Raw genomic sequence first — 21677 nt, forward strand, 5'->3', positions numbered from 1 at the left:
CTCTAGCCGTCCAGGTCATAAGGCTCGGGTGTGGTCCACCGCTCAAACGGGCGGTCCATCCGGTACCGGCCGTCCGGGCCGAGCAGGAGGACGCGGTACTCGCCGTTGCCCGGATTGGACAGGGCTTCGAATTCGGACACGGACCAGTGGAACCAGCGCATGCAGAACAGCCGCATCGTCAGCCCGTGGGTCACGAGCAGCACGTTCTCGGGATGGTCCGGGGCCTCGAAGCTGCGGTAGAGACTCTCCAGGAAGGACCCGACCCTGTCGTACACGTCGGCGCCCGACTCGCCCTGGGCGAAGCGGTAGAAGAAGTGCCCGTACGCGTCCCGGTACGCCTTCTGCAGCCGTACGTCGGCCCGGTCCTGCCAGTTACCCCAGTCCTGCTCGCGCAGGCGCGGCTCCTCGCGCATCCGCACCCGCGTGGGGTCCAGGCGCAGCTCCCGGAAGGTCTGAAGGGTCCGGCGGTACGGGGAGACGTACGCGCTGATCGTCTCGTCGCCGAAGAGCTCGCGCAGCCGATCGCCGGCCTCCGACGCCTGCTCGCGCCCGTTGCGGGTCAGCCGCAGGGCGTGGTCGGGCTCCCTCTCGTACACCGTGTCGTCGGCGTTCCCTTCCGATTCCCCGTGCCGGACAAGGACGATGCGCCGTGGTCGAACCATCCCACGACCCTATTCGGCCATCGGACAGCCCGCCGACCGGGCTCGCCGATCGGAGTGGCGGTCGTCGTACGGTCATACCGTCCAGGAGGGTTCGAGGTCGACGACGTCACCGGTGAGGGCCTCGACATCGGCCTGGATCTGGGCGCGCAGCGAGAGCCGCTCGACCCGCTCCTGCCGGTACTTGCCGTGCTCGGCGGCGGCGTGCCACATCGACAGCACCAGGAACTCCCGGCCCGGGGCCTCCCCGAAGAGGCCGCGCACCATCCCGGGCGAGCCCGCCATGGCCGGGTTCCACACCTTCTCCTGCATCAGGGCGAAGTGGTCGACCCGGCCCTCCCGGACCCGCGTGTGAGCGACCCGTACGACATCGGCGTCGGTGAAGCGCGGCTCGAAGCCGGTCTTCACGTCGAAGCGGTGATCGAAGAGGGTCACCCGCAGGTCGGTGTAGGTGCCGTTCTGGGAGGCGGCCAGCCGGTCGTGCGAGCGCGCCATGAAGGAGTCGTAGAAGGACCGGCTCTCCCAGAACGCGAAGACATGCGCGACCCCCTGCCGGCCCCGGCTCCAGCCGCCGCCCTGCCCCCGGAATCCCGGCTCGCCCGGCAGCCCCGCCCATTTTCGCTGCCCGCGCTCGAACCCGCGTCGGTCCGTCACCGTGCAGCGAATCCACTTGACCAGCACTGCGCCATCGTACGGGCCGGGCGGGGCCCCGGTCAGTCCTCGGCGCGATGGATCCGCACCAGTTCCGCCGCGTCCCGATCGGGCAGCCGAAGGCCGAACTCCCGGTCGAGCACGGCGAGCAGTTCGTCCGCACCGACGATCTCCCGATCGGCCCTCCCGTCGGGGTGCAGCCGGGTCAGTTCCCGTCCGACGAGCGCCCTGCGGACGCGGTCGGACGGGTGGTGGACGACGAGCCGCCCGATGAAGGAGGAGGCGGGATGGCTGGAGCTGTAGTGGTTGAGCACGATGTAGTCGACGGGGTGGTAGTGCTGCGGGGAGAAGGCGTAAAGGTCGCGCCAGACGCCCGCGCGCAGCAGGCACAGCACGAGGACGCCGCCGTCCTCCTCGCGGACGCGGTAGGTCCACTCCCCCTGCCGCACCTCGGCCCCCGGCCGCCCCAGCGGGAGCGGCTCGCGAGGGCCGAGGTAGCCGAATCCGGCGTCGCACAGCCACGGTTCACCCTCGACGGTGACGACGAGGACGGCGTGCGTCACGGCCGGCAGGCAATGCCCGCGGGAGCGGTTGCGGGCACCGCGCCCGGAGACCTCGAAGCCGATCCGCTCCAGGGCAGCGGCCAGCAGCGAATTCTGCTCGTAGCAGTAGCCGCCGCGGCGGTCGTGCACGAGTTTGGCCTCGATCGACTTGAGGTCCAGCGCGACGGGGCGGCCGAGCAGGACGTCCAGGCTCTCGAAGACGATGGCGGCGGTGTGGGCCCGGTGCACTGCGTACAACGTGGCGAGTTCCGGCCGGAGTTCCCCGGACTCCCCGGCGATCCCCGAATCCCCCGGACATCCGATCCGTGCCAGATAGGCGTCCAGGTCCAGCTCGTCACCGCTCCACATGGCCGACCATCTCCCCGTGCTCCCCGTGTGGTCCGCCCAAGTACGGCCCGGAAATCCCGAAGCGCGCCGGTACGGCCACCCCGCACAATGATCGCCATGACCGCCCTGCACACCAACCCGCTTTTCGACCGCCTCGCCGACGCCGAAAGCATCCTGATCGCCGGCGCGGGCGGCGGCTTCGACATCTACGCAGGCCTCCCCGTGGCCCTCTCCCTCATGCACCAGGGCAAGCGCGTCCACCTGGCGAACCTCTCCTTCAGCTCGCTCGCCGGACTGCCCACCGAGGAGTGGGCGGCCCCGGACCTCGCCGCCGTCACCCCGAACTCCGCGCCCCACCTGTCCTACTTCCCCGAGCGGACCCTCGCCCGGTGGCTGGAGGTGCACGGCTACCCGGCCACCGTGTACGCCTTCCCCCAGACCGGCGTGCAGCCGCTGCGCGCCGCCTACCGCGAGCTGGTCGACCTCCACGGCATCGACGCGATCGTGTTGGTCGACGGCGGCACGGACATCCTGATGCGGGGTGACGAATCGGGCCTCGGCACCCCCGAGGAGGACCTGACCAGCGTCGCGGCACTGGCCGCACTGGACGACGTACGGGAGCGCCTGGTCGTGTCGGTGGGCTTCGGCGTGGACGCCTACCACGGGGTCAGTCACGCACTGGTGCTGGAGAACATCGCGGCGCTGGAGCGCGCGGGCGCGTACCTCGGCGCGTTCTCCATACCGCGCGCCACCAGGGAGGGCGCGCTCTTCCTGGACGCGGTCGCCCATGCCCAGGAGCAGACCCCGGACCGGCCCAGCATTGTGAACGGCTCCATCGCCGCGGCCGTCCGCGGTTCCTTCGGCGACGTGCAGTTCACCACCCGCACGCGTGGCAGCGAGCTCTTCGTGAACCCGCTGATGTCGCTGTGCTTCGCCTTCGACCTGCCGGGGCTGGCCGCGCGCTGCCTCTACCTGGACCGCATCGAGGACACCCGGCTGATGCGCCAGGTCCATTCCCGGATCGCCGAATTCCGCGAGGAGCTCGTCACCCGCCCACCCCGCCGCATCCCCCACTGAGCCGCGCCGACCGGGGGCCGGCATCACGTGACAGTGAGGGGCCGTCCGGCGCCGAGAGCTGCTCGGGAGCTCCGCCCGAACCCTCCGTGCACGGGACGACGAAGGGGACCGACCCGAGGTCGGTCCCCTTCGATGAGCTGCTGGTCAGCTACGCGTGCGGGCTACACCGGTGCTGGCGCCCCATGCGAGCCCGTCCGGTGTCAACTGCAGCCGCTGGTGGAGCCGCAGCCCTCGCAGATGTAGCAGGAGCCGGCGCGCTGCATCTTCGTACCGCAGGAGAAGCAGAGCGGGGCGTCGGCGGAGACGCCGAGCTGCATCTCGACCAGTTCGGCGTTGCTGTGCGCCGTCTTGGGCGACGGGACGGACACGGCCGCGATCGGCTTGGGGGCCGACGGCACCGCGGCCAGCGGGGCCGTCTGCGCCAGGGACTCGATGTCCAGCTCGTCCTGGAGGGGCTCGTAGGAACCGGTGTCCAGGTGGCGCTGGCGCTCCTCGGCGGAGTGGATGCCGAGGGCCGAGCGGGTCTCGAAGGGCAGGAAGTCGAGCGCCACGCGGCGGAAGATGTAGTCGACGATCGACTGCGCCATCCGCACGTCCGGGTCGTCCGTCATACCGGCCGGCTCGAAGCGCATGTTCGTGAACTTCGAGACGTAGGTCTCGAGCGGGACGCCGTACTGCAGGCCGACCGAGACGGCGATCGAGAAGGCGTCCATCATGCCCGCGAGGGTCGAGCCCTGCTTGGACATCTTCAGGAAGACCTCACCGAGACCGTCGTCCGGGTAGGAGTTCGCGGTCATGTAGCCCTCGGCGCCACCGACCGTGAAGGAGGTGGTGATGCCCGGGCGGCCCTTGGGGAGGCGCTTGCGGACGGGACGGTACTCGATGACCTTCTCGACGACGGCGCGGATGGTCTCCTCCGCCTTCGCGGTGACTACCTCCTTCTCCTCCTCCTTCTTCTTGGCGGAGAGGGGCTGGCCGACCTTGCAGTTGTCGCGGTAGATGGCGAGCGCCTTGACGCCCAGCTTCCACGCCTCGAAGTAGATCTCCTCGATCTCCTCGACGGTCGCCGTCTCCGGCATGTTGACCGTCTTCGAGATCGCGCCGGAGATCCAGGGCTGGATCGCGGCCATCATGCGGACGTGGCCCATCGCGGAGATGGAACGCTCGCCCATGGCGCAGTCGAACACCGAGTAGTGCTCGGTCTTCAGGTGCGGGGCGTCGACGACCACACCGTGCTCGGCGATGTGGGAGACGATCTCCCCGATCTGCTCCTCCTGGTAACCCAGGCGGCGCAGGGCCTGCGGGACCGTGCCGTTGACGATCTGCATCGAGCCGCCGCCGACGAGCTTCTTGAACTTGACCAGGGCCAGGTCCGGCTCGACGCCCGTGGTGTCGCAGGACATCGCGAGACCGATGGTGCCGGTCGGCGCGAGGACGGATGCCTGGGCGTTGCGGAAGCCGTTCTTCTCGCCGAGGCGCAGGACGTCCTGCCAGGCCTCGGTGGCCGCGGCCCAGATGCTGTTGTCCAGGTCCTCGGTGCGCGGCGCGACGGCGTTGGCGTCGGCGTGCTGCTTCATGACGCGCTTGTGCGAGTCGGCGTTGCGGGCGTAGCCGTCGTACGGGCCGACGATCGCGGCCAGCTCGGCGGAGCGCTTGTACGCGGTGCCGGTCATCAGCGAGGTGATCGACGCGGCGAGGGTGCGGCCGCCGTCCGAGTCGTACGCGTGGCCGGTCGCCATCAGCAGGGCGCCGAGGTTGGCGTAGCCGATGCCCAGCTGGCGGAAGGCGCGGGTGTTGTCGCCGATCTTCTGCGTCGGGAAGTCCGCGAAGCAGATGGAGATGTCCATCGCGGTGATGACGAGCTCGGCGACCTTGGCGAAACGCTCGGCGTCGAAGGACTGGTTGCCCTTGCCGTCGTCGTTCAGGAACTTCATCAGGTTGAGCGAGGCGAGGTTGCAGGACGTGTTGTCCAGGTGCATGTACTCGCTGCACGGGTTCGACGCGGTGATCCGGCCGGACTCGGGGCAGGTGTGCCAGTTGTTGATCACACCGTCGTACTGGATGCCCGGGTCGGCGCAGGCCCACGCGGCCTCGGCGAGCTTGCGGAAGAGCGCCTTTGCGTCGACCTTCTCGATGACCTCGCCGGTCATACGGGCCCGCAGACCGAACTCGGTGCCGTTCTCGACGGCCGTCATGAACTCGTCGTTCACGCGGACGGAGTTGTTGGCGTTCTGGTACTGGACGGACGTGATGTCGTCGCCGCCCAGGTCCATGTCGAAGCCCGCGTCGCGCAGGGCGCGGATCTTCTCCTCTTCCTTCACCTTGGTCTCGATGAAGGCCTCGACGTCCGGGTGGTCCACGTCCAGGACGACCATCTTGGCCGCGCGGCGGGTGGCGCCGCCCGACTTGATCGTTCCCGCGGACGCGTCGGCGCCGCGCATGAAGGAGACCGGACCGGAGGCGTTGCCGCCGGAGGAGAGGAGCTCCTTGGAGGAGCGGATGCGGGAGAGGTTCAGGCCGGCGCCGGAGCCGCCCTTGAAGATCATGCCCTCTTCCTTGTACCAGTCGAGGATCGACTCCATGGAGTCGTCGACGGCCAGGATGAAGCAGGCGGAGACCTGCTGCGGCTGGGGCGTACCGACGTTGAACCACACCGGGGAGTTGAAGCTGAAGATCTGGTGCAGGAGGGCGTAGGTCAGCTCGTGCTCGAAGATCTCCGCGTCGGCGGGCGACGAGAAGTAGTCGAAGTCCTCGCCGGCCTTCGTGTACGTCTTCACGATCCGGTCGATCAGCTGCTTCAGACCGGTCTCGCGCTGCGCGGTGCCGACCGCGCCGCGGAAGTACTTGCTGGTGACGATGTTGACCGCGTTCACCGACCAGAAGTCGGGGAACTCGACGCCACGCTGCTCGAAGTTGATCGAGCCGTCGCGCCAGTTGGTCATGACGACGTCACGGCGTTCCCAGCTCACCTCGTCGTAGGGGTGTACGCCCGGGGTGGTGTGGATGCGCTCGATACGCAGGCCGCCCTTGGCAGCCTTGGTCCCCTTGGCGCGGGAACCACGTGCCGAGCCGCTCGCCGTCTCTGTCATGCCGCTTCCTCCCATATGCGGGCAAAAACGCCCTAAAGTGCCATCGATATTCCGCGGCACTGTGCTGTGTCTTGTATCTACGTCTCTTCGCCCGGCCGACCGGCCGCGTCACGGCGCGTGAGCGCCGCGGCACGGATGGTCCGGTCAGTCGGCGGCGGAGGCGGGCACGGGGACCTGGGCGGTCCCACTGGGCTCGCACTCCTCGGGATGAGACCGCGACCCGCGGAGTTCCGCGATGGCGGTCTCGAAGTCTTCAAGGGTGTCGAAAGCTTTGTAAACGGAAGCGAACCGCAGGTACGCGACCAGGTCGAGCTCCTGCAACGGGCCGAGGATGGCCAGACCCACGTCGTGGGTGGTCAGCTCGGCACTCCCGGTGGCGCGCACCGCTTCCTCGACCCGCTGGCCGAGCTTGGCGAGGGCGTCCTCGGTGACCGGCCGCCCCTGGCACGCCTTGCGCACGCCGGAGATGACCTTGGTACGACTGAAGGGTTCGGTCACCCCGCTGCGCTTGATCACCATCAGCGAGGCCGTCTCCACCGTCGTGAAGCGACGGGAGCAGTCGGGGCACTGACGGCGCCGGCGGATCGACGTGCCGTCGTCGGTGGTGCGGCTGTCGACGACGCGGCTGTCGGGGTGCCTGCAGAAGGGGCAGTGCATGGTTCCCTCACCCTCCCTCTTGGCACGACTGAATCACCCCACGGAGCCCCTGAACGACGGAGACCAACTCCGCCGGGGGCTCGTGAAGCACCACCAGCATATGCGATCCCAGGAGCCTCAGGAGACCCGAGGACCACAACTTCTGGGCGGCAGCGCTCATCCAACCACTAGATCTTGGGTTGTGGCGGATTTTCACGACTCCGCGTGTCGCGGCGTCCGATGAGCGGACGCGAGGCCTCCCGGTGCCACACTGGGCACAGACCCGCAAGGTGGCCGTCCGACCGGGAAGGGTACCGTAAGCGGCGGACGCAGAGCCGAACCCGCGTTCGGCGAACCGATCGTCCATACACCCCTTGATATGTCCACACGGGGCGATCTGCGATTTTTCACTCGAACGTGTGTTTGGCGCAACCTTTCGAAAGCAACTACCGTTGTCCAGCTAGGGAGAACATTTCGAGAGGGGCCGACGTGACCACCACCGCAGACAGTGCCGCCATCACTGCCCAGAACCGCTCCCAGAGCCGACTCGAGCCGGTGCATGCCATGAACGACGCAAACCTGAACCCGGATGCGGAGCCCGTAGTACGCCCGGCACGCTCGCTGCCAGGTCGACCTCCAGGCATCCGCGCCGACAGCTCCGGACTCACGGACCGGCAGCGGAGGGTCATCGAGGTCATTCGCGACTCCGTGCAGCGGCGGGGTTACCCGCCGTCGATGCGGGAGATCGGTCAGGCCGTCGGCCTGTCCAGCACGTCATCCGTCGCCCACCAGCTGATGGCCCTGGAGCGCAAGGGCTTCCTGCGCCGCGACCCGCACCGCCCCCGTGCCTACGAGGTGCGTGGCTCGGACCAGCCCAGCTCGCTGCCCACGGACACTGCCGGAAAGCCCGCCGCCTCCTACGTTCCCCTGGTCGGCCGGATCGCCGCCGGCGGCCCGATCCTCGCCGAGGAGTCGGTCGAGGACGTGTTCCCGCTCCCCCGCCAGCTCGTCGGCGACGGCGAGCTCTTCGTCCTCAAGGTCGTGGGCGACTCGATGATCGAGGCCGCCATCTGTGACGGCGACTGGGTCACGGTCCGTCGCCAGCCGGTCGCGGAGAACGGCGACATCGTCGCCGCCATGCTCGACGGCGAGGCCACGGTCAAGCGCTTCAAGCGAGAGGACGGCCACGTCTGGCTCCTCCCGCACAACGCCGCCTACCAGCCGATCCCCGGCGACGAGGCGACCATCCTCGGCAAGGTCGTCGCGGTACTGCGTCGGATCTGACCCCGCCGCCCCATACAGCCCCCGGGATCCACTGCGCCGGTCCTGGGGGTTGTTCCATGCCCCGGAAGCAGTGGGCCGGGCAGGCGCCGCGGCCCCTCGTACTACTTTCCGCTACGTCCCGTCAGCCTTGGCCGTCGCGTCGATCGCCGCCAGCGAGCGGCGGACCTGGTTGCGGTCCGTGGTGTACCAGAAGTCCGGCAGCGTGGCCCGCAGGAAACTTCCGTATCGGGCAGTGGCCAGCCGGGGATCCAGGACCGCGACGACACCCCGGTCGTCCGAGGCTCGTACGAGACGACCCGCGCCCTGGGCCATCAGCAGGGCGGCATGCGTGGCCGCCACAGCCATGAAGCCGTTGCCGCCGTGCTCCTCGACCGACTTCTGCCGGGCGCTCATCAGCGGGTCGTCGGGGCGCGGGAAGGGGATGCGGTCCATGACCACGAGCTGGCAGCTGGGGCCCGGCACATCCACGCCCTGCCAGAGCGACAGGGTTCCGAACAGGCAGGTCTTCGGGTCGGCCGCGAAGGACTTGATCAGCTCGCCGAGGGTTTCCTCGCCCTGGAGCAGGATCGGGTTGTCGAGCCGGCCGCGCAGCTCCTCGGCGGCGGCCTTGGCGCCGCGCATGGAGGAGAAGAGACCGAGCGTGCGACCGCCGGCCGCCTCGATCAGCTCCGCGAGCTCGTCCATCATGTCGCCGCGGGTCCCCTCGCGGCCCGGCGTGGCCAAGTGCTTGGCGACGTAGAGGATGCCCTGCTTGGGGTAGTCGAAGGGAGAGCCGACGTCGAGGCCCCGCCAGACGGGCACGTCGTCCCCCTCGACGCCCTCGGGGGACAGCCCCAGGGAGGCCGCGACCCCGTTGAAGTCGCCGCCCAGCTTGAGGGTGGCGGAGGTCAGGACCACGGAGCGGTCCTCGAACAGCTTCTCGCGCAGCAGGCCGGACACAGAGAGCGGGGCGACCCGGAGGGTGGCGCCGAAGCGGTCGTGCCGCTCGTACCAGACGACGTCGTACTCGGAGCCGTTGGCGATCCGCTCCGCCACCCCGTGGATGCTCTCGACAGCGGCGAGCGCCTGCTTGCGCACCGCATCCTCGTCCTGGACGGATTTGTCCCGGGTCGATCCGATCGCCGAGATGACATTGCGTGCGGCGTCCCGCAGGGACATCAGCGCGTAGCCGAGGTCCTCGGGGATCTGCTCCAGCCGGCCCGGGAGCGCCAGCTCCATGACCCGCTCGAAGGTTTCGGAGGCGGTCTGCAGGGAATCCGCGGTCTTCTCGTCGACCAGCTTGGCGGCACGCTTCACGGCCCGGTTGACCTGCCCCGGGGTGAGCTCGCCGGTGGCGACCCCGGTCACCCGGGAGACCAGCTCGTGGGCCTCGTCCACGATCAGCACCTCGTGCTGCGGCAGCACCGGGGCGCCCTCGATGGCGTCGATGGCGAGCAGCGCGTGGTTGGTGACAACCACGTCCGCGAGTTTGGCCCGCTCACGGGCGGCTTCCGCGAAGCATTCGGCGCCGTACGCGCACTTCGTTGCGCCCAGGCACTCGCGGGAGGAGACGGAGATCTGGGACCAGGCCTTGTCCGAGACGCCCGGGGTCAGGTCGTCGCGGTCGCCGGTCTCGGTCTCGTCCGCCCAGTCGCGCATGCGCAGCAGGTCCTGGCCGAGCTTGCTGGTGGGGGCGGCCGCCTCGAACTGGTCGAAGAGGCCGTCCTCCTCGTCCTGCGGAGCGCCCTCGCGCAGACGGTGCAGGCACAGGTAGTTGGACCGGCCCTTGAGCATGGCGAACTGCGGGCGGCGGCGCAGCTGCGGATGCAGTGCGTCCACCGTCCGGGGCAGATCGCGCTCGACGAGCTGCCGCTGGAGGGCGAGCGTCGCCGTGGCGACCACAACGCGCTCGCCGTGGGCGAGGGCCGGCACCAGGTAGCCGAGGGACTTGCCGGTGCCGGTACCGGCCTGGATGAGCCGGTGGGAGTTGTCGTCGATCGCTTCGGCGACGGCTTCGGCCATGGCCACCTGGCCGGGGCGCTCCGTGCCGCCGACGGCGGAGACGGCGGCGTGCAGCAGGTCGGGGAGGGAGGGCTTCGTCATAGCACTGCCAACCCTACGGGGCCGCGCTGACAGTGAACGCACCGGCGAGGAATCATGGCCGGTACAAGGGGTTGGGGACGGTGCCGTACTGCACGGCGTGCGGCCGGTCGGGGCGGTCACGGTAGCCGTCCTCGTAGAGCCGGTTCCGGTTCAGGCAGAGCCGGCCGATGCGCTCCCCGAGCAGGTCGAAGAGCTCGTAGCGGTCCTTGAGCTCAGGGAAGCGGGCTTGGTGGCGCAGGATCTCCGCCCGTACGAGGGACCAGAAATCGCTCTCCGGAACGCCGAGGCGGTCCTCGCACAGGGCCGAGAGGTAGCGGAAGACACCGACGAAGAGCCCGGAGTGGATGAACTGGGGCAGGTAGTCCGCGGGCTCGGTGAGCAGGACCGCTCGGACCTCGTCGGGCAGGGACGCCAGCTCGGGCAGGGGCTCGTCGCTGATGTTGACGTCGTCCACGAAGTCCTTGACCGCGAGCCGGACCGGCACGTCGTGCTCGTCGAAGATCACGACGGTGTTCTCGCCGTGCGGGGAGAAGACGGTGCCGTAGCGGTAGAGGAAGTGCAGGAGCGGGGGCAGGAGGGCGGCGAAGAGGCGTTGCAGCCACACGGTGGGGGCCAGCCCGGACCGGGCGACGAGCTCGGCGGTGAAGGAGCGGCCGCGCGGGTCGGTGTGGAGGAGGGAGGCGAGGGTCCGGGCACGCTCGCCGGGTGCCAGCAGGCCGGAGAGGGGCTCGCGCCAGATCGCGCCGAGCAGCTCCTTGTACTGGTACGGGACCTCGGGCAGCGCGTCGTAGACGGGGTGGCGGACGGTGACGGAGGCGACCTCGCCGAGCAGGACGACCCGGCACTCGTCACGCAGAAAGGGGTCTCCGTCGCGCAGGGAGTGGATCCAGGCCGTGACGGCGGGGGCGGCGAGCGCGAGGTCACTGGGCAGTCCGCGCCAGACCATGGTGTTGAAGACGGAGAGCGGGAGTTTGACGCTGTGCCGGTCGGGGCGGCTGAGGTTGAGGAACGTACGGACCGACTGCTGCGGCAGCCGTACGTCGGGGTCGGCGGGAAGCGGCACCAGGGCGCCGGAGGCGAGCGCCGGGGCGAAGAGGGGGAGGACGACCTCGTCCCACTGCCAGGGATGGACCGGGAGGTAGAGGTAGTGGAGCGGGTCGAGGCCTCGGTCACGCAGGGTCCGGTCGAAGGCGGCGCGGGTGACGGGGTCGAGCTCGGCGGTGTAGAGGAGGGCGGGGTCCTGCAGACCGGCGGTGCCCCGGTAGGTGGCGAGCGAGGTGTGGGCGGCGAGCCAGGGCAGCCGCTGGCGGGTGCGGGCCTCGGGGGCCCAGGCGGCGGTGTCGGCGGCGGAGAGTCCGATGCGGCCCTTGTTGGGGACGAGCCAGGGGTGGCCGGTCTGATGGCCCTCGAGGGCGGCGTAGTCCAGGTCGGCCAGGACGTCGGCGGTGAGCGCGGTGTGGTCGAGCCGGGCGTCGGCGGCGAGCGTGGCGCTGAGCTCGCGGACCAGGTGGCCGAGGGTGGGGCCGTCGAGGCCGAGCAGGGTGCGGGCCCGGATGAGGAAGGCGTACGGGTCCCCGAAGGCGGTCGGGGTCCCGGGGTCGCCCGGCCCGCCCGGCGCTCCGGGCGCTCCCGGCCCGACCGGCTCGCTGGGCACGCTCGGTGACTGAGGCGCCGGCGGTGAGGTGGCTTCGGGCGGTCCGGGCGCGGGTGGGGTGAGCGTGATGGTGTCCGGGGTGACGTGCCAGCTGCCGTACGAGCGGCGGCGGGCGCGGAAGCCGAGGCTGCTGCCGTCATCGAGGGTCAGGGTCCAGGCGTCGTCGTCGGCGGCGGCCGGCGTGGGCACGGGGCGGATGATCTCCTCGTAGGCGAACTCGCCCAGCATTTTGGCGAGCAGCCGGCGCGCGGCGAAGTCCCAGGTTGCGCGGTTGAGTTCGGGTGGGGTGCAGGGGTGCTGGGGGGACGGGGTCACGGCGGGTTCGGCGGCGTCGGGGGCTGCGGGAAGGTTCGGCACGGGACTCCTCGAAGATCGGGAACTTTGCTTCGTCACGCAGAGTTATCGAAGGGAGAGGTGCGAAGCTGCCGACGGCGGTCGGGGCTTGCGGGGCGGCACTCAGAGGAGATTGCGCAGCACCCGCTCCCGGACCATCAGGGCGGCCCGCTTCTCGGCAAGGTCGATTTCCGCGGAGCAGCGGAAGCCGGAGCTCAGGAAGGCTGATACGGAGGGGGTGTTGCGGATGTCCGGTTCCGCGACGACGCGTGTGCAGCGGGGGCGGTTGCCCAGGACCAGGTCGGCGACGGCGCGCAGCAGAGCCGTGCCCAGTCCGCGGCCGCGGTTCGTGCCGTCACCGATGAGCAGGTGGATACCCGTGTCGTGGGGGCGCGCCGGGTAGTACCCGGAGAGCGTGTCGAGGTCGGCCCGGTAGATCTCCCAGTAACTCATCGGTGTGCCGTCGAGCAGGCCGAGGCAGGGAATGCTGCGGCCGTCGCCGTCGAGCTGCTCCCACAGGTGGTCCGCCGTGACCGCGGCGGGGCCTGCGAGCTCCCAATGGGCGGCCACCTCGGGGTCGTTCATCCAGCCGGTGAGGAGCTCCAGGTCGCGTCCCGGACGTACGGGTTCGAGGCGGAAGGCTCCGGCGGGTGTGGTGACGCTGCCCCAGGTGGCCGGGGAATCGAGCAGGTCGGCTTCGGCGAGCAGGGGCAACAGATCGGCGTTGAGGCGTGGTTCGCGCCTGCCGTGGAGGTGTTCCACGACGCCGGTGGCGGCGCGGGGTGCGTAGACGGTGCGGGCGGTGTGGGTGAATCCGGCGACGGGGGCCGGGGTGTCGGTGGAGCGCATCGGGGGCTCTTCTCCGCGTCGGAGCCGACGCGTCAATCGTGGAGGGGGTTGGTGATGGTGACGTAGACGGACTGGGTGTCGACCGGGCCGACCAGCTCGTCGAGACCGCCCAGGCGGGTGAGCAGGTTCGCCTTGCAGCGCAGGGTGGGCGAGTCGAGCAGCCGCGTGGGGAGCGGGCCGAGGCCCGCGGCCTTGGCGAGGAAGCGTCGGAAGGCGGCGAGCAGGACACGTTCGTCCGCGAGCCGCTGGGATCCGAAGGCGCCGATGAGGCCGAGCACGTTGTTGATGCCGAGGTAGTAGGCGAAGCGTTCGTCGGTGACCGCGTCGGAGACGAAGGTGTCGCTGACGCTTCCGATGCCGGGGAGCCGGTGCTCCAGTTCCGCGCGGCGGGATTCGCGGAAGTAGTAGCCCTGGTTGTCGCGGTAGCGGCCGCCGATCGGCCAGCCGGCCGGGTCGAGGAGGACCAGGGTGTTCTGCTGGTGCGCCTCGAGGGCGATTCCGGCGAGCGAGTCGAAGGCGAGGACCGGCAGGACCACGTGGTCGAGGTAGCGCAGGAACCACTCGGCGGCGACGGCGGACGTGGTGTGTCCGGTCGCGTCGGCGAGCCCGGTGACGAGCTCGGCGAGGCGCGAGCTCATGGTGGTCCGGCCGGGCCAGGGGCGGGGAGCGGTGAGTGCGGCGATGCAGACGGGGTCGTCGCCCGAGCGGAAGGGGTTGTGGCGCAGCAGGGCGTCCAGTCCGGGGACGGGGGTGCCGTCCGGGGCGTCCACGGCGACCCAGGCGGGGTCGCGGACGATGTCGAAGCCGGGGTGGGAAGCCTGCCACTGTTCGGCGAGGCCGGTGCGGAGCAGCCGGTGCACCTCGACTCCGCGGTGGAGTTCCTTGCGGAGGTTCTCGCGGCGGGAGTTGGTGATGCGCAGGCCCAGGGAGAGCTTGAGCATCGCGGGGGCGCCCGGGCGGTGGACGGTGCGTACGGAGGAGGTGGGGTACCAGGGTTCGCCGTGCGGGCCCAGGTCGTGCAGGAGTCCCGCGTCGCGGAGGGCGGCGACGGCAGGGCGCTGGAGCAGCTCGCGGGCCTGCCAGGGGTGCAGGGGAAGCGGGGTGGCGCCGGGGGGCAGGGGGATCCCGGGGGCGAGTCGGCCGAGGAGCTGGGGTGCGGAGACGGGGCGGCCGCTCTCGGTCCACGCCGATTCGCTCGCGAGGGCGGCGGGTTCGACCGCGAACCAGTGCAGGGGGAAGGAGCCGTGGAGTTCGGGTGAGTAGCGGCGGGCTTCGGCCTCGGAGAGTCCTTCGCGGCTCTTGGGGTCCGGCTGGAGGGGGTGGCCGAGGAGGAGTGACTGCTCGGCGGTGAGGAAGCGGTCCCCGCACACGGGGGCCGGGGCGGTGGGGCGTTCTCGCCGGTCGGCGATGAACTCGGCGGTGCGGCGGACCGAGTCGGCGACCCGGCCGACGAGGTCGGCGGCGCCGCGGCCACCGCTCGCGCCCTCGCGGGAGATGAGCGCGGCGACGGTGACGGCGTCGAGGGAGGGCGCGGCGGCGGTCGTGCCTTCGAGCCGGGCCGGGCCGAAGCGGTGCCAGCCGGTGTGGGACCAGTGGCGGACGGGGACGAGCAGCGCGGTGCCCGAGGCGGGGAGGGGGATGCGCAGAGGAGTCCCGGCAGAGCTGTCGGGGCGGCCGAGCCCCGATTCGCGGACCCAGCAGCGGAGCAGGTTCTCCACCGCCGCGGTCTCGGCGGCGACGGCCGGGTCGGGGTGGTTCAGCAGGTCGGGCAGTGTGGTCGGCTCCAGCCGGAGGGGGCTCGTCCACACGGACCGGAGTCGGGGTGTGCCGTCCTTCTGCCGCGGGACGGTGGCAGCCGCCTCGGTGGGGGCCATGGCCGCGGAGGGCTGTTCCGCCGGTGCGTGGGGTCCGCCGACCGGTCCCGGCGGCGGGTACTGCGCGGTGGCGGCCTCGGCGTGAGGCGATGCTCCGGCCGGGGGCGGGGCCGGCGCGTCCTCGGCCGGTGCGGGGCCCATCGACAGGCCGGCCACGGGACGCGGCCCCGAGCCCGGCGCCTCGGTCAGGTCCGGCCGCGGCGTCAGGTCCGGCCGCGGCGTCGGGTCCGGCGCCTCGGTCAGGTCACGCCGGGGCGTCGGGAACGCCGGCGCGGCGGGCGCCCGTACGTCGGCCGAGGGGCTCGGCGCGGTGGACCCGGCGTCCGGGAGCGGCTCCGGCCCGGCCGCTGCCGGCCGGTCGGGAAGCGGCCCCGCGGGCGACCGGTCGGGCTGGGTCTCGGCGATGGGGGTGGTTTGGTGCGGCTCTGTCATCGCGGGTCCTCGGAATTACGGGTCAGTGGGTCCGGCGGGCGGCGGCCGGGATGGCGTCGGCCAAGCGGTCGAGGACCGCTGCCGCCTGCTCGTCGGTCAGGGTCAGCGGGGGCAGCAGGCGAACCACGGTGCCGTGGCGGCCGCCGAGTTCGACGATCAGCCCGCGGTCCAGGCACTCCTGGCGGACGGCGGCGGCGAGGGCCGGTGCGGCGGCCCCGGTGTCGGGGTCGACGAGTTCGACGCCGATCATCAGTCCCCGGCCCCGTACCTCCCCGATGCAGGGATGGCCGCCCGCCAGGCCCCGCAGGGCGGCCAGCATCCGCTCCCCCAGAGCGGCGGCGCGCTCGGCGAGCCGGTTCTCGCGGACGAAGGCGAGCGTGGCGGTACCGGCAGCCATGGCCAGCTGGTTGCCGCGGAAGGTGCCCGCATGCGCCCCGGGGGCCCAGACGTCCAGGTCGGCCCGGTACACGATCACCGCGAGCGGCAGGCTGCCACCGATCGCCTTCGAGAGGACCATCACGTCGGGCACCACCCCGGCGTGGTCGACCCCCCAGAAGGCGCCGGTCCGGCCGACCCCCGTCTGCACCTCGTCGGCGATCAGCGGGATCCCCCGCGCCGCGGTGATCTCCCGCATCCTGCGCAGCCAGCCGTCCGGGGCGGGGATCACCCCGCCCTCGCCCTGCACGGGTTCCACGATCATGCCCGCGGGGGCGGGCACCCCGCCCTTCGGGTCGTCGAGCAGGTTCTGCGTCCAGCGCGCGGAGAGCTCGGCGCCCTCGGGACCGCCGACGCCGAACGGGCAGCGGAGGTCCTGCGGGTACGGCAGCCGGGTCACCCGAACCCCGGGGGCGCCTCCCGACGCGTCCAGGGCTCCTGCGGTCATGCCGTGGTAGGCCCCGGTGAAGGCGAGGAGCCCGGAACGTCCGGTCGCGGTGCGCACCAGTTTGAGGGCGGCCTCCACGGCGTCCGTACCGGCCGGCCCGCAGAACTGGATGCGCGCGTCGGCGGCGAGCGCGGGCGGCAGGTTGGCGAACAGCTCCGTGGTGAAGGCGTCCTTGACCGGGGTCGCGAGGTCCAGCACGTGGAGCGGGGCACCCGAGTCGAGAACGCCCCGGATGGCTTCGAGCACCACCGGGTGGTTGTGCCCGAGGGCGAGGGTGCCGGCGCCGGAGAGGCAGTCGAGGTACCGCCGCCCGTCGGCGCCTTCGATGGTCAGCCCGCGGGCCCGTACCGGGACGATGGGCAGCGAGCGCGCGTACGTCCGCGCCGCGGACTCCCGCTGCGCCTGCCTGCGCAGGATCCCCTCGGGGACGACCGAGCCGCCCGGCCCGCCCGCGCCCGGGACCCGGCTTGCCAGCGGCGGCACTTGGGGCGGTACCTGAGGCGGGATCTCTGTCGCGGCCGCCGCGGCCGGCTCGGTGACAGCCACGAGTGTCGGTCCTCCCGCACTGATTGCTCTTCCGGATTGCGTCTCGAACATGAACGCTGCTCCCCCATCCCCCGTACGTACTAACGACGGTGACCGCGAGGGATCACGGGTTGACTCAAGATCCTTGTCCCGCAAGGGCGAGCGCCAGGAACCGCGGCCCCGGGCTGTGTCGTCCTGGGCGGCAGCGGCATAGTGGGGGACGCACTCCACGCCTCGAACTCCCAGGGGGACGAAAGACATGCGACCGAACCGACCGGTCACCGCGATCCTGTGCGCGGCCACGCTCGCGCTGACCGCGGCTGCCTGCGGCCCCGGCGACGGGGAGGCCGGCGGCGACGCCAAGCCGACCGTGGCGGTGAGCCTGCCGAGCACGGACGGGATCAAGATCCCGGAGCAGCTCAAGGACAAGCTCAAGGAACACGGCATCGACCTGGAGAAGTGGAAGGGCGGTGAGTGGAAGAACTGGAAGAGGGAGGACTGGCTCCGCGAGGCGGGCGACTACATCAACCCGATCATCGAGGACCTGTGGGACCCGGACCGCATGCGTGACGCCGAGCAGCCGCAGCGCCCGGCCGTCGACCCGGACGCGGGCAAGGACCAGGGCGTCACCGACCCGACCCCGGCGGCGGTGCCGGCCAAGCAGGCCAACCCGCCCTACCACCAGAGCGTTCCCGAGTCCGGCAAGGTGTTCTTCGACGGTCCCGAGGGCTCGATGGTCTGCTCGGCGACCGTGGTCAAGGACCCGGCCCACCCCGGCAAGTCCAACATGGTCTGGACGGCGGGCCACTGCGTGCACGCGGGCAAGGCCGGCGGCTGGTACCGCAACATCGCCTTCGTCCCGTCCTACAACAACGCGGGCAAGACGGCGGCGCAGCTCAAGGGCGCGCCCCGCGACCAGGTGGCCCCGTACGGCGTCTGGTGGAGCGACTGGGCGCAGACCTCCGACCAGTGGATCGCGACCGGCGGTCCGACCGGCGGCGCGGGTGCTCCGTACGACTTCGCCGTGCTGCACGTGACGCCCGAGAAGGGCGGCGGCAAGTCCCTGGAGGAGACGGTCGGTTCGGCGCTCCCGGTGGAGTTCAACGCCCAGCCCGTGCCGAAGGTCGCGGGCATCACGGCGACGGGCTACCCGGCGGCGGCTCCGTTCGACGGGCAGCGCGCCTTCCAGTGCACGGACAAGCCGGGCCGGCTGTCCCTGAACGCGAGCGACCCGGTGATGTACCGCATCGGCTGCACCATGACCGGCGGTTCCTCCGGTGGGGGCTGGGTCGCGGCGGGCGCCGACGGCAAGCCGGCGCTGGTGTCGAACACCTCGATCGGCCCGGCCAAGGCGGGCTGGCTGGCCGGACCCCGGCTGGGCCCGGAGGCGAAGGGCATCTTCGACGCCGTCAGCCGCAAGTTCAAGTAGTCCCCGCTCCTGCGAAGCGTGACCGAACGGCCGAGGCCCCCCTGTGGTGCAGGGGGGCCTCAGCCGTCACATCGTCACATCGTCAAGGCGCTACACCATCAAGGCGTCATGCCCGTCGGAGGCGGTCAGCGCTTCGCGAGCGCGTACGGCGCCAGGTCGGCCGCCAGTTCCTGGTGGACCCGCGCCTTGAGCAGGGTGCCGTCCGGGGTGTGCTCCTCGGAGATGACCTCGCCCTCGGCGTGCGCCTTGGCGACCAGCGAGCCGCGCGTGTACGGCACCATGGCCTCCACCTCGACCTCGGGCCGCGGCAGCTCGGAGTCGATGAGCGCCAGGAGTTCCTCGATGCCCATGCCCGTGCGCGCCGAGACGGCGATGGAGTGCCGCTCGATCCGCAGCAGCCGCTGCAGGACGAGCGGGTCCGCGGCGTCCGCCTTGTTGATCACGACGATCTCGGGCACGTTCACCGCGCCGACCTCGCGGATCACCTCGCGCACCGCCGCCAGCTGCTCCTCCGGCGCCGGGTGCGAACCGTCCACGATGTGCAGGATCAGGTCGGAGTCCCCGACCTCCTCCATCGTGGAGCGGAAGGCCTCGACGAGATGGTGCGGCAGGTGCCGGACGAAGCCGACCGTGTCGGCCAGGGTGTAGACCCGGCCGCTCGGCGTCTCGGCCCGGCGCACGGTCGGGTCGAGGGTGGCGAACAGTGAGTTCTCCACCAGCACGCCCGCACCCGTGAGGCGGTTGAGCAGCGAGGACTTACCCGCATTGGTGTAGCCGGCGATGGCGACCGAGGGCACCTTGTTGCGGCGCCGTTCCTGCCGCTTGATGTCACGGCCGGTCTTCATCTCCGCGATCTCCCGGCGCATCTTCGCCATCTTCTCGCGGATCCGGCGCCGGTCGGTCTCGATCTTGGTCTCACCGGGGCCGCGGGTGGCCATGCCGCCACCGCCGCCGCCACCCATCTGCCGGGACAGCGAGGCACCCCAGCCGCGCAGTCGCGGCAGCATGTACTGCATCTGCGCGAGCGCGACCTGTGCCTTGCCCTCTCGGGACTTGGCGTGCTGGGCGAAGATGTCGAGGATCAGGGCGGTCCGGTCGACCACCTTCACCTTGACGACGTCCTCCAGCGCGATGAGCTGGCCGGGGCTGAGCTCGCCGTCGCAGACGACGGTGTCGGCGCCGCTCTCCATGACGACGTCGCGCAGCTCGCGCGCCTTGCCCGAGCCGATGAAGGTGGCCGGGTCCGGCTTGTCACGGCGCTGGATCACACCGTCGAGTACGAGAGCACCCGCCGTCTCGGCGAGGGCGGCGAGCTCCGCAAGGGAGTTCTCCGCGTCGTTCACCGTGCCGGAGGTCCAGACACCGACGAGCACGACGCGCTCCAGGCGCAGCTGCCGGTACTCGACCTCGGTGACGTCTTCGAGCTCGGTGGAGAGGCCGGCCACACGGCGCAGGGCGGCGCGTTCCGAGCGTTCGAACTGCTCGCCGTCCCGGTCTCCGTCGATCTCGTGGCTCCAGGCGACGTCCTCTTCCATCAGGGCATCGGCCCGAAGGCTCTCGGTGAAGCTCTGCGCGTCCGGCACGTCCTGTGCGTCGCGCGCGTCCTGGGAAGGGGAAGAAGAGGAGGTCATTGGATCCTTACGTCGAATTCGAATAGCAGTGTCACGTTAGCTGTCACGTCCAACGTGTCACACCGCCGGGGGATTCCCCGAGCGACCCTGTCGATGGTGACATGCCCGTTCCTCACCGGTCACACCCTTTATTGGGCGCTGCCGCCCGCCGCCGGCTTGCCGGACGGGGCCTTGACGGGGGCCGAGGCGGCCTTTCCGCTCCACTCCGGGTGCCCCGGCATCGGCGGGGTCGTGGTCCCGTACAGCCAGGGCTCCAGGAAGGCTCCGAGGTCGCGGCCCGCCTCCTGCGAGGCCAGGCGGACGAAGTCGGCCGTCCCGGCGACCCCGTCCCGGTTCTCCGCGACCCAGCGCCGCTCGATCCGGTCGAAGGCCTGCACGCCGACCTCCTGCTGCAGCGCGTAGAGGATCAGCGCGGCCCCGTCGTAGACCGCCGGCCGGAACAGGCCGATCTTCTCGCCCGGCGCCGCGGCCTTCGGGGCGGCCGGCGGGCCGCCCGCCGCCCGCCACTGGTCGGAGCGCTGGTACGCCTCGCGCATGCGCCGCTCCAGGGAGTACTTGCCGAGCCCGTCCGCGTACAGGGCCTCGTACCAGGTGGCGTGTCCCTCGTTGAGCCACAGGTCGGACCAGGTCCGCGGGGAGACGCTGTCGCCGAACCACTGGTGGGCCAGTTCGTGGACCATCACGGACTCGACGTACCAGTCGGGGTAGCCCTCGCCCGCGAACAGGTTGCTCTCGAAGAGCGAGAGGGTCTGCGTCTCCAGCTCGAAGCCGGTCGTCGCCCGCGCGATGAGCACTCCGTAGTTCTCGAAGGGGTAGCGGCCGACCCGCTCCTCCATCCACTCGATGTGGCCCGCGGTCTTCTTCAGCCAGGGGTCCAGCCGCTTGCGGTCCTGGGCGGGCACCACGTCGCGCAGCGGCAGCCCGTGGGGTCCGGTGCTGTGCACGACCTCGGAGCGGCCCACCGAGACCTGGGCGAGCTCGGTGGCCATCGGGTGCCGGGTCCGGTACGTCCAGGTCGTCGTGGGACCGAGCCGCAGGGCGGGGGCCACCGCCTCGCCGTTGGCGACGGCTGTCAGACCGGCCGGGGCGGTGATCCGGAAGGTGAAGATCGCCTTGTCGGCGGGGTGGTCGTTGCAGGGGAAGACGCGGTGCGCGGCATCCGCCTGGTTGGCCATGGCCAGGCCGTCCTCCGTGGGCACCCAGCCGCCGTCCCCGCGGCCGCGGGGGTCGCTGGTGTGCCCGATGGTGATCCGCAGGGGCATGCGAGCGGCCACCGGGCGCGCGGGCGTCAGTACGAGGTCCTCCCCCACGCTCTCGAACCGCGCCGGCTCCCCGTTGACCTCGGCGGTCGCCACCTTGCCGTGGGTGAAGTCCAGGTTGATGCGCTCCAGCGGCTCCAGGGCGCGGGCGTCGATGACGGTGACCGCGTCGAGCGGGCTCAGGTTGTCCTTGTAGGCGAAGGACAGGTCGTACGAGAGCACGTCGTACCCGGGGTTCCCGAGCTCCGGGAAGAGCCGGTCGCCGAGGCCCAGCGGCTTCGGCGGCGGCAGTACGGCGGCGACGAGGGTGAGCGAGGCCGCGGCGAGCAGGGCGGCGCGCAGGCGCGGGGAGGAGAGCTGCATCCACCACCGCTTACCAGCGCCCGCCGTACGGCCGCGTACGACGCGCGACGGGTCCACCCGAACGGGGCCTTCCGGAG

15 protein-coding genes are annotated in these 21677 nt (G+C 71.3%); 3 read left to right on the top strand and 12 right to left on the bottom strand.

What is annotated here, in order from left to right:
• Positions 1–2: 2 nt before the first annotated feature.
• From ACIQZO_RS24620 to ACIQZO_RS24630, 3 genes are all read right to left on the bottom strand, one after another.
• Positions 3–662, bottom strand: a complete 660-nt coding sequence (locus ACIQZO_RS24620; protein WP_403629671.1) for a histidine phosphatase family protein — start codon at positions 660–662, stop codon at positions 3–5.
• Between the two features lie 72 nt (positions 663–734).
• The gene (locus ACIQZO_RS24625; RefSeq protein ID WP_030008846.1) at positions 735–1340 is read right to left on the bottom strand and encodes a YdbC family protein; all 606 of its coding nucleotides are present in this window, start codon (positions 1338–1340) and stop codon (positions 735–737) included.
• 32 nt (positions 1341–1372) lie between these two features.
• A complete protein-coding gene (locus ACIQZO_RS24630; RefSeq protein WP_403629674.1) occupies positions 1373–2221 on the bottom strand; it encodes an arylamine N-acetyltransferase in 849 nt (282 codons plus the stop codon).
• A 96-nt stretch (positions 2222–2317) separates the two neighbouring features.
• Between ACIQZO_RS24630 and ACIQZO_RS24635 the strand changes: the two genes are divergently transcribed.
• A complete protein-coding gene (locus ACIQZO_RS24635) occupies positions 2318–3277 on the top strand; it encodes a DUF1152 domain-containing protein (RefSeq protein WP_403629676.1) in 960 nt (319 codons plus the stop codon).
• Between the two features lie 200 nt (positions 3278–3477).
• Here ACIQZO_RS24635 and ACIQZO_RS24640 read toward each other — a convergent pair whose 3' ends face one another.
• Together ACIQZO_RS24640 and nrdR are read right to left on the bottom strand one after the other, a co-directional pair.
• Positions 3478–6366, bottom strand: a complete 2889-nt coding sequence (locus ACIQZO_RS24640; protein ID WP_403629679.1) for a vitamin B12-dependent ribonucleotide reductase — start codon at positions 6364–6366, stop codon at positions 3478–3480.
• Positions 6367–6510: 144 nt separating this feature from the next.
• Positions 6511–7023: a transcriptional regulator NrdR gene (gene nrdR / locus ACIQZO_RS24645; protein ID WP_403629682.1), complete on the bottom strand. Its 513-nt coding sequence runs from the start codon at positions 7021–7023 to the stop codon at positions 6511–6513.
• A gap of 468 nt (positions 7024–7491) precedes the next feature.
• On the opposite strand from nrdR, the gene lexA reads away from it, so the two are divergent.
• The gene (lexA, locus tag ACIQZO_RS24650; RefSeq protein WP_403629684.1) at positions 7492–8286 is read left to right on the top strand and encodes a transcriptional repressor LexA; all 795 of its coding nucleotides are present in this window, start codon (positions 7492–7494) and stop codon (positions 8284–8286) included.
• A 111-nt stretch (positions 8287–8397) separates the two neighbouring features.
• On the opposite strand, the gene ACIQZO_RS24655 is transcribed toward lexA, so the two are convergent.
• The 5 genes from ACIQZO_RS24655 to ACIQZO_RS24675 form a co-directional block, all read right to left on the bottom strand.
• Positions 8398–10368, bottom strand: coding sequence for an ATP-dependent DNA helicase (locus tag ACIQZO_RS24655; RefSeq protein ID WP_403629687.1), 1971 nt, complete (start codon positions 10366–10368; stop codon positions 8398–8400).
• Between the two features lie 52 nt (positions 10369–10420).
• A complete protein-coding gene (locus ACIQZO_RS24660) occupies positions 10421–12379 on the bottom strand; it encodes an IucA/IucC family protein (RefSeq protein ID WP_403629690.1) in 1959 nt (652 codons plus the stop codon).
• Positions 12380–12478: 99 nt separating this feature from the next.
• Positions 12479–13204 (bottom strand): GNAT family N-acetyltransferase, encoded by a 726-nt coding sequence (locus tag ACIQZO_RS24665; RefSeq protein ID WP_403629692.1) that lies wholly within the window; start codon positions 13202–13204, stop codon positions 12479–12481.
• Positions 13205–13236: 32 nt separating this feature from the next.
• Entirely contained in the window at positions 13237–15219 is a 1983-nt protein-coding gene (locus ACIQZO_RS24670) for an IucA/IucC family protein (protein ID WP_403629834.1), read from the bottom strand.
• A 313-nt stretch (positions 15220–15532) separates the two neighbouring features.
• On the bottom strand, positions 15533–16939 hold the full coding sequence (locus tag ACIQZO_RS24675; RefSeq protein WP_403629695.1) for a diaminobutyrate--2-oxoglutarate transaminase family protein: 1407 nt from the start codon (positions 16937–16939) through the stop codon (positions 15533–15535).
• Positions 16940–17177: 238 nt separating this feature from the next.
• Between ACIQZO_RS24675 and ACIQZO_RS24680 the strand changes: the two genes are divergently transcribed.
• Positions 17178–18347, top strand: coding sequence for a trypsin-like serine peptidase (locus tag ACIQZO_RS24680; RefSeq protein ID WP_403629698.1), 1170 nt, complete (start codon positions 17178–17180; stop codon positions 18345–18347).
• Between the two features lie 125 nt (positions 18348–18472).
• On the opposite strand, the gene hflX is transcribed toward ACIQZO_RS24680, so the two are convergent.
• A complete protein-coding gene (gene hflX, locus ACIQZO_RS24685; protein WP_403629701.1) occupies positions 18473–19978 on the bottom strand; it encodes a GTPase HflX in 1506 nt (501 codons plus the stop codon).
• A gap of 128 nt (positions 19979–20106) precedes the next feature.
• Positions 20107–21600 (bottom strand): M1 family metallopeptidase, encoded by a 1494-nt coding sequence (locus tag ACIQZO_RS24690; protein ID WP_403629837.1) that lies wholly within the window; start codon positions 21598–21600, stop codon positions 20107–20109.
• Positions 21601–21677: the final 77 nt, after the last annotated feature.

Origin of the sequence: Streptomyces sp. NPDC097617 (genome assembly GCF_044761485.1) — a bacterium.
Taxonomy (GTDB): domain Bacteria; phylum Actinomycetota; class Actinomycetes; order Streptomycetales; family Streptomycetaceae; genus Streptomyces.

Coding starts and splice junctions, on each gene's coding strand:
- ACIQZO_RS24620 (WP_403629671.1), bottom strand. CDS start 662: ATGGTTCGACCACGGCGCATCGTCCTTGTCCGGCACGGGGAATCGGAA.
- ACIQZO_RS24630 (WP_403629674.1), bottom strand. CDS start 2,221: ATGTGGAGCGGTGACGAGCTGGACCTGGACGCCTATCTGGCACGGATC.
- ACIQZO_RS24635 (WP_403629676.1), top strand. CDS start 2,318: ATGACCGCCCTGCACACCAACCCGCTTTTCGACCGCCTCGCCGACGCC.
- ACIQZO_RS24640 (WP_403629679.1), bottom strand. CDS start 6,366: ATGACAGAGACGGCGAGCGGCTCGGCACGTGGTTCCCGCGCCAAGGGG.
- nrdR (WP_403629682.1), bottom strand. CDS start 7,023: ATGCACTGCCCCTTCTGCAGGCACCCCGACAGCCGCGTCGTCGACAGC.
- ACIQZO_RS24655 (WP_403629687.1), bottom strand. CDS start 10,368: ATGACGAAGCCCTCCCTCCCCGACCTGCTGCACGCCGCCGTCTCCGCC.
- ACIQZO_RS24665 (WP_403629692.1), bottom strand. CDS start 13,204: ATGCGCTCCACCGACACCCCGGCCCCCGTCGCCGGATTCACCCACACC.
- ACIQZO_RS24670 (WP_403629834.1), bottom strand. CDS start 15,219: ATGGGCCCCGCACCGGCCGAGGACGCGCCGGCCCCGCCCCCGGCCGGA.
- ACIQZO_RS24680 (WP_403629698.1), top strand. CDS start 17,178: ATGCGACCGAACCGACCGGTCACCGCGATCCTGTGCGCGGCCACGCTC.
- hflX (WP_403629701.1), bottom strand. CDS start 19,978: ATGACCTCCTCTTCTTCCCCTTCCCAGGACGCGCGCGACGCACAGGAC.
- ACIQZO_RS24690 (WP_403629837.1), bottom strand. CDS start 21,600: ATGCAGCTCTCCTCCCCGCGCCTGCGCGCCGCCCTGCTCGCCGCGGCC.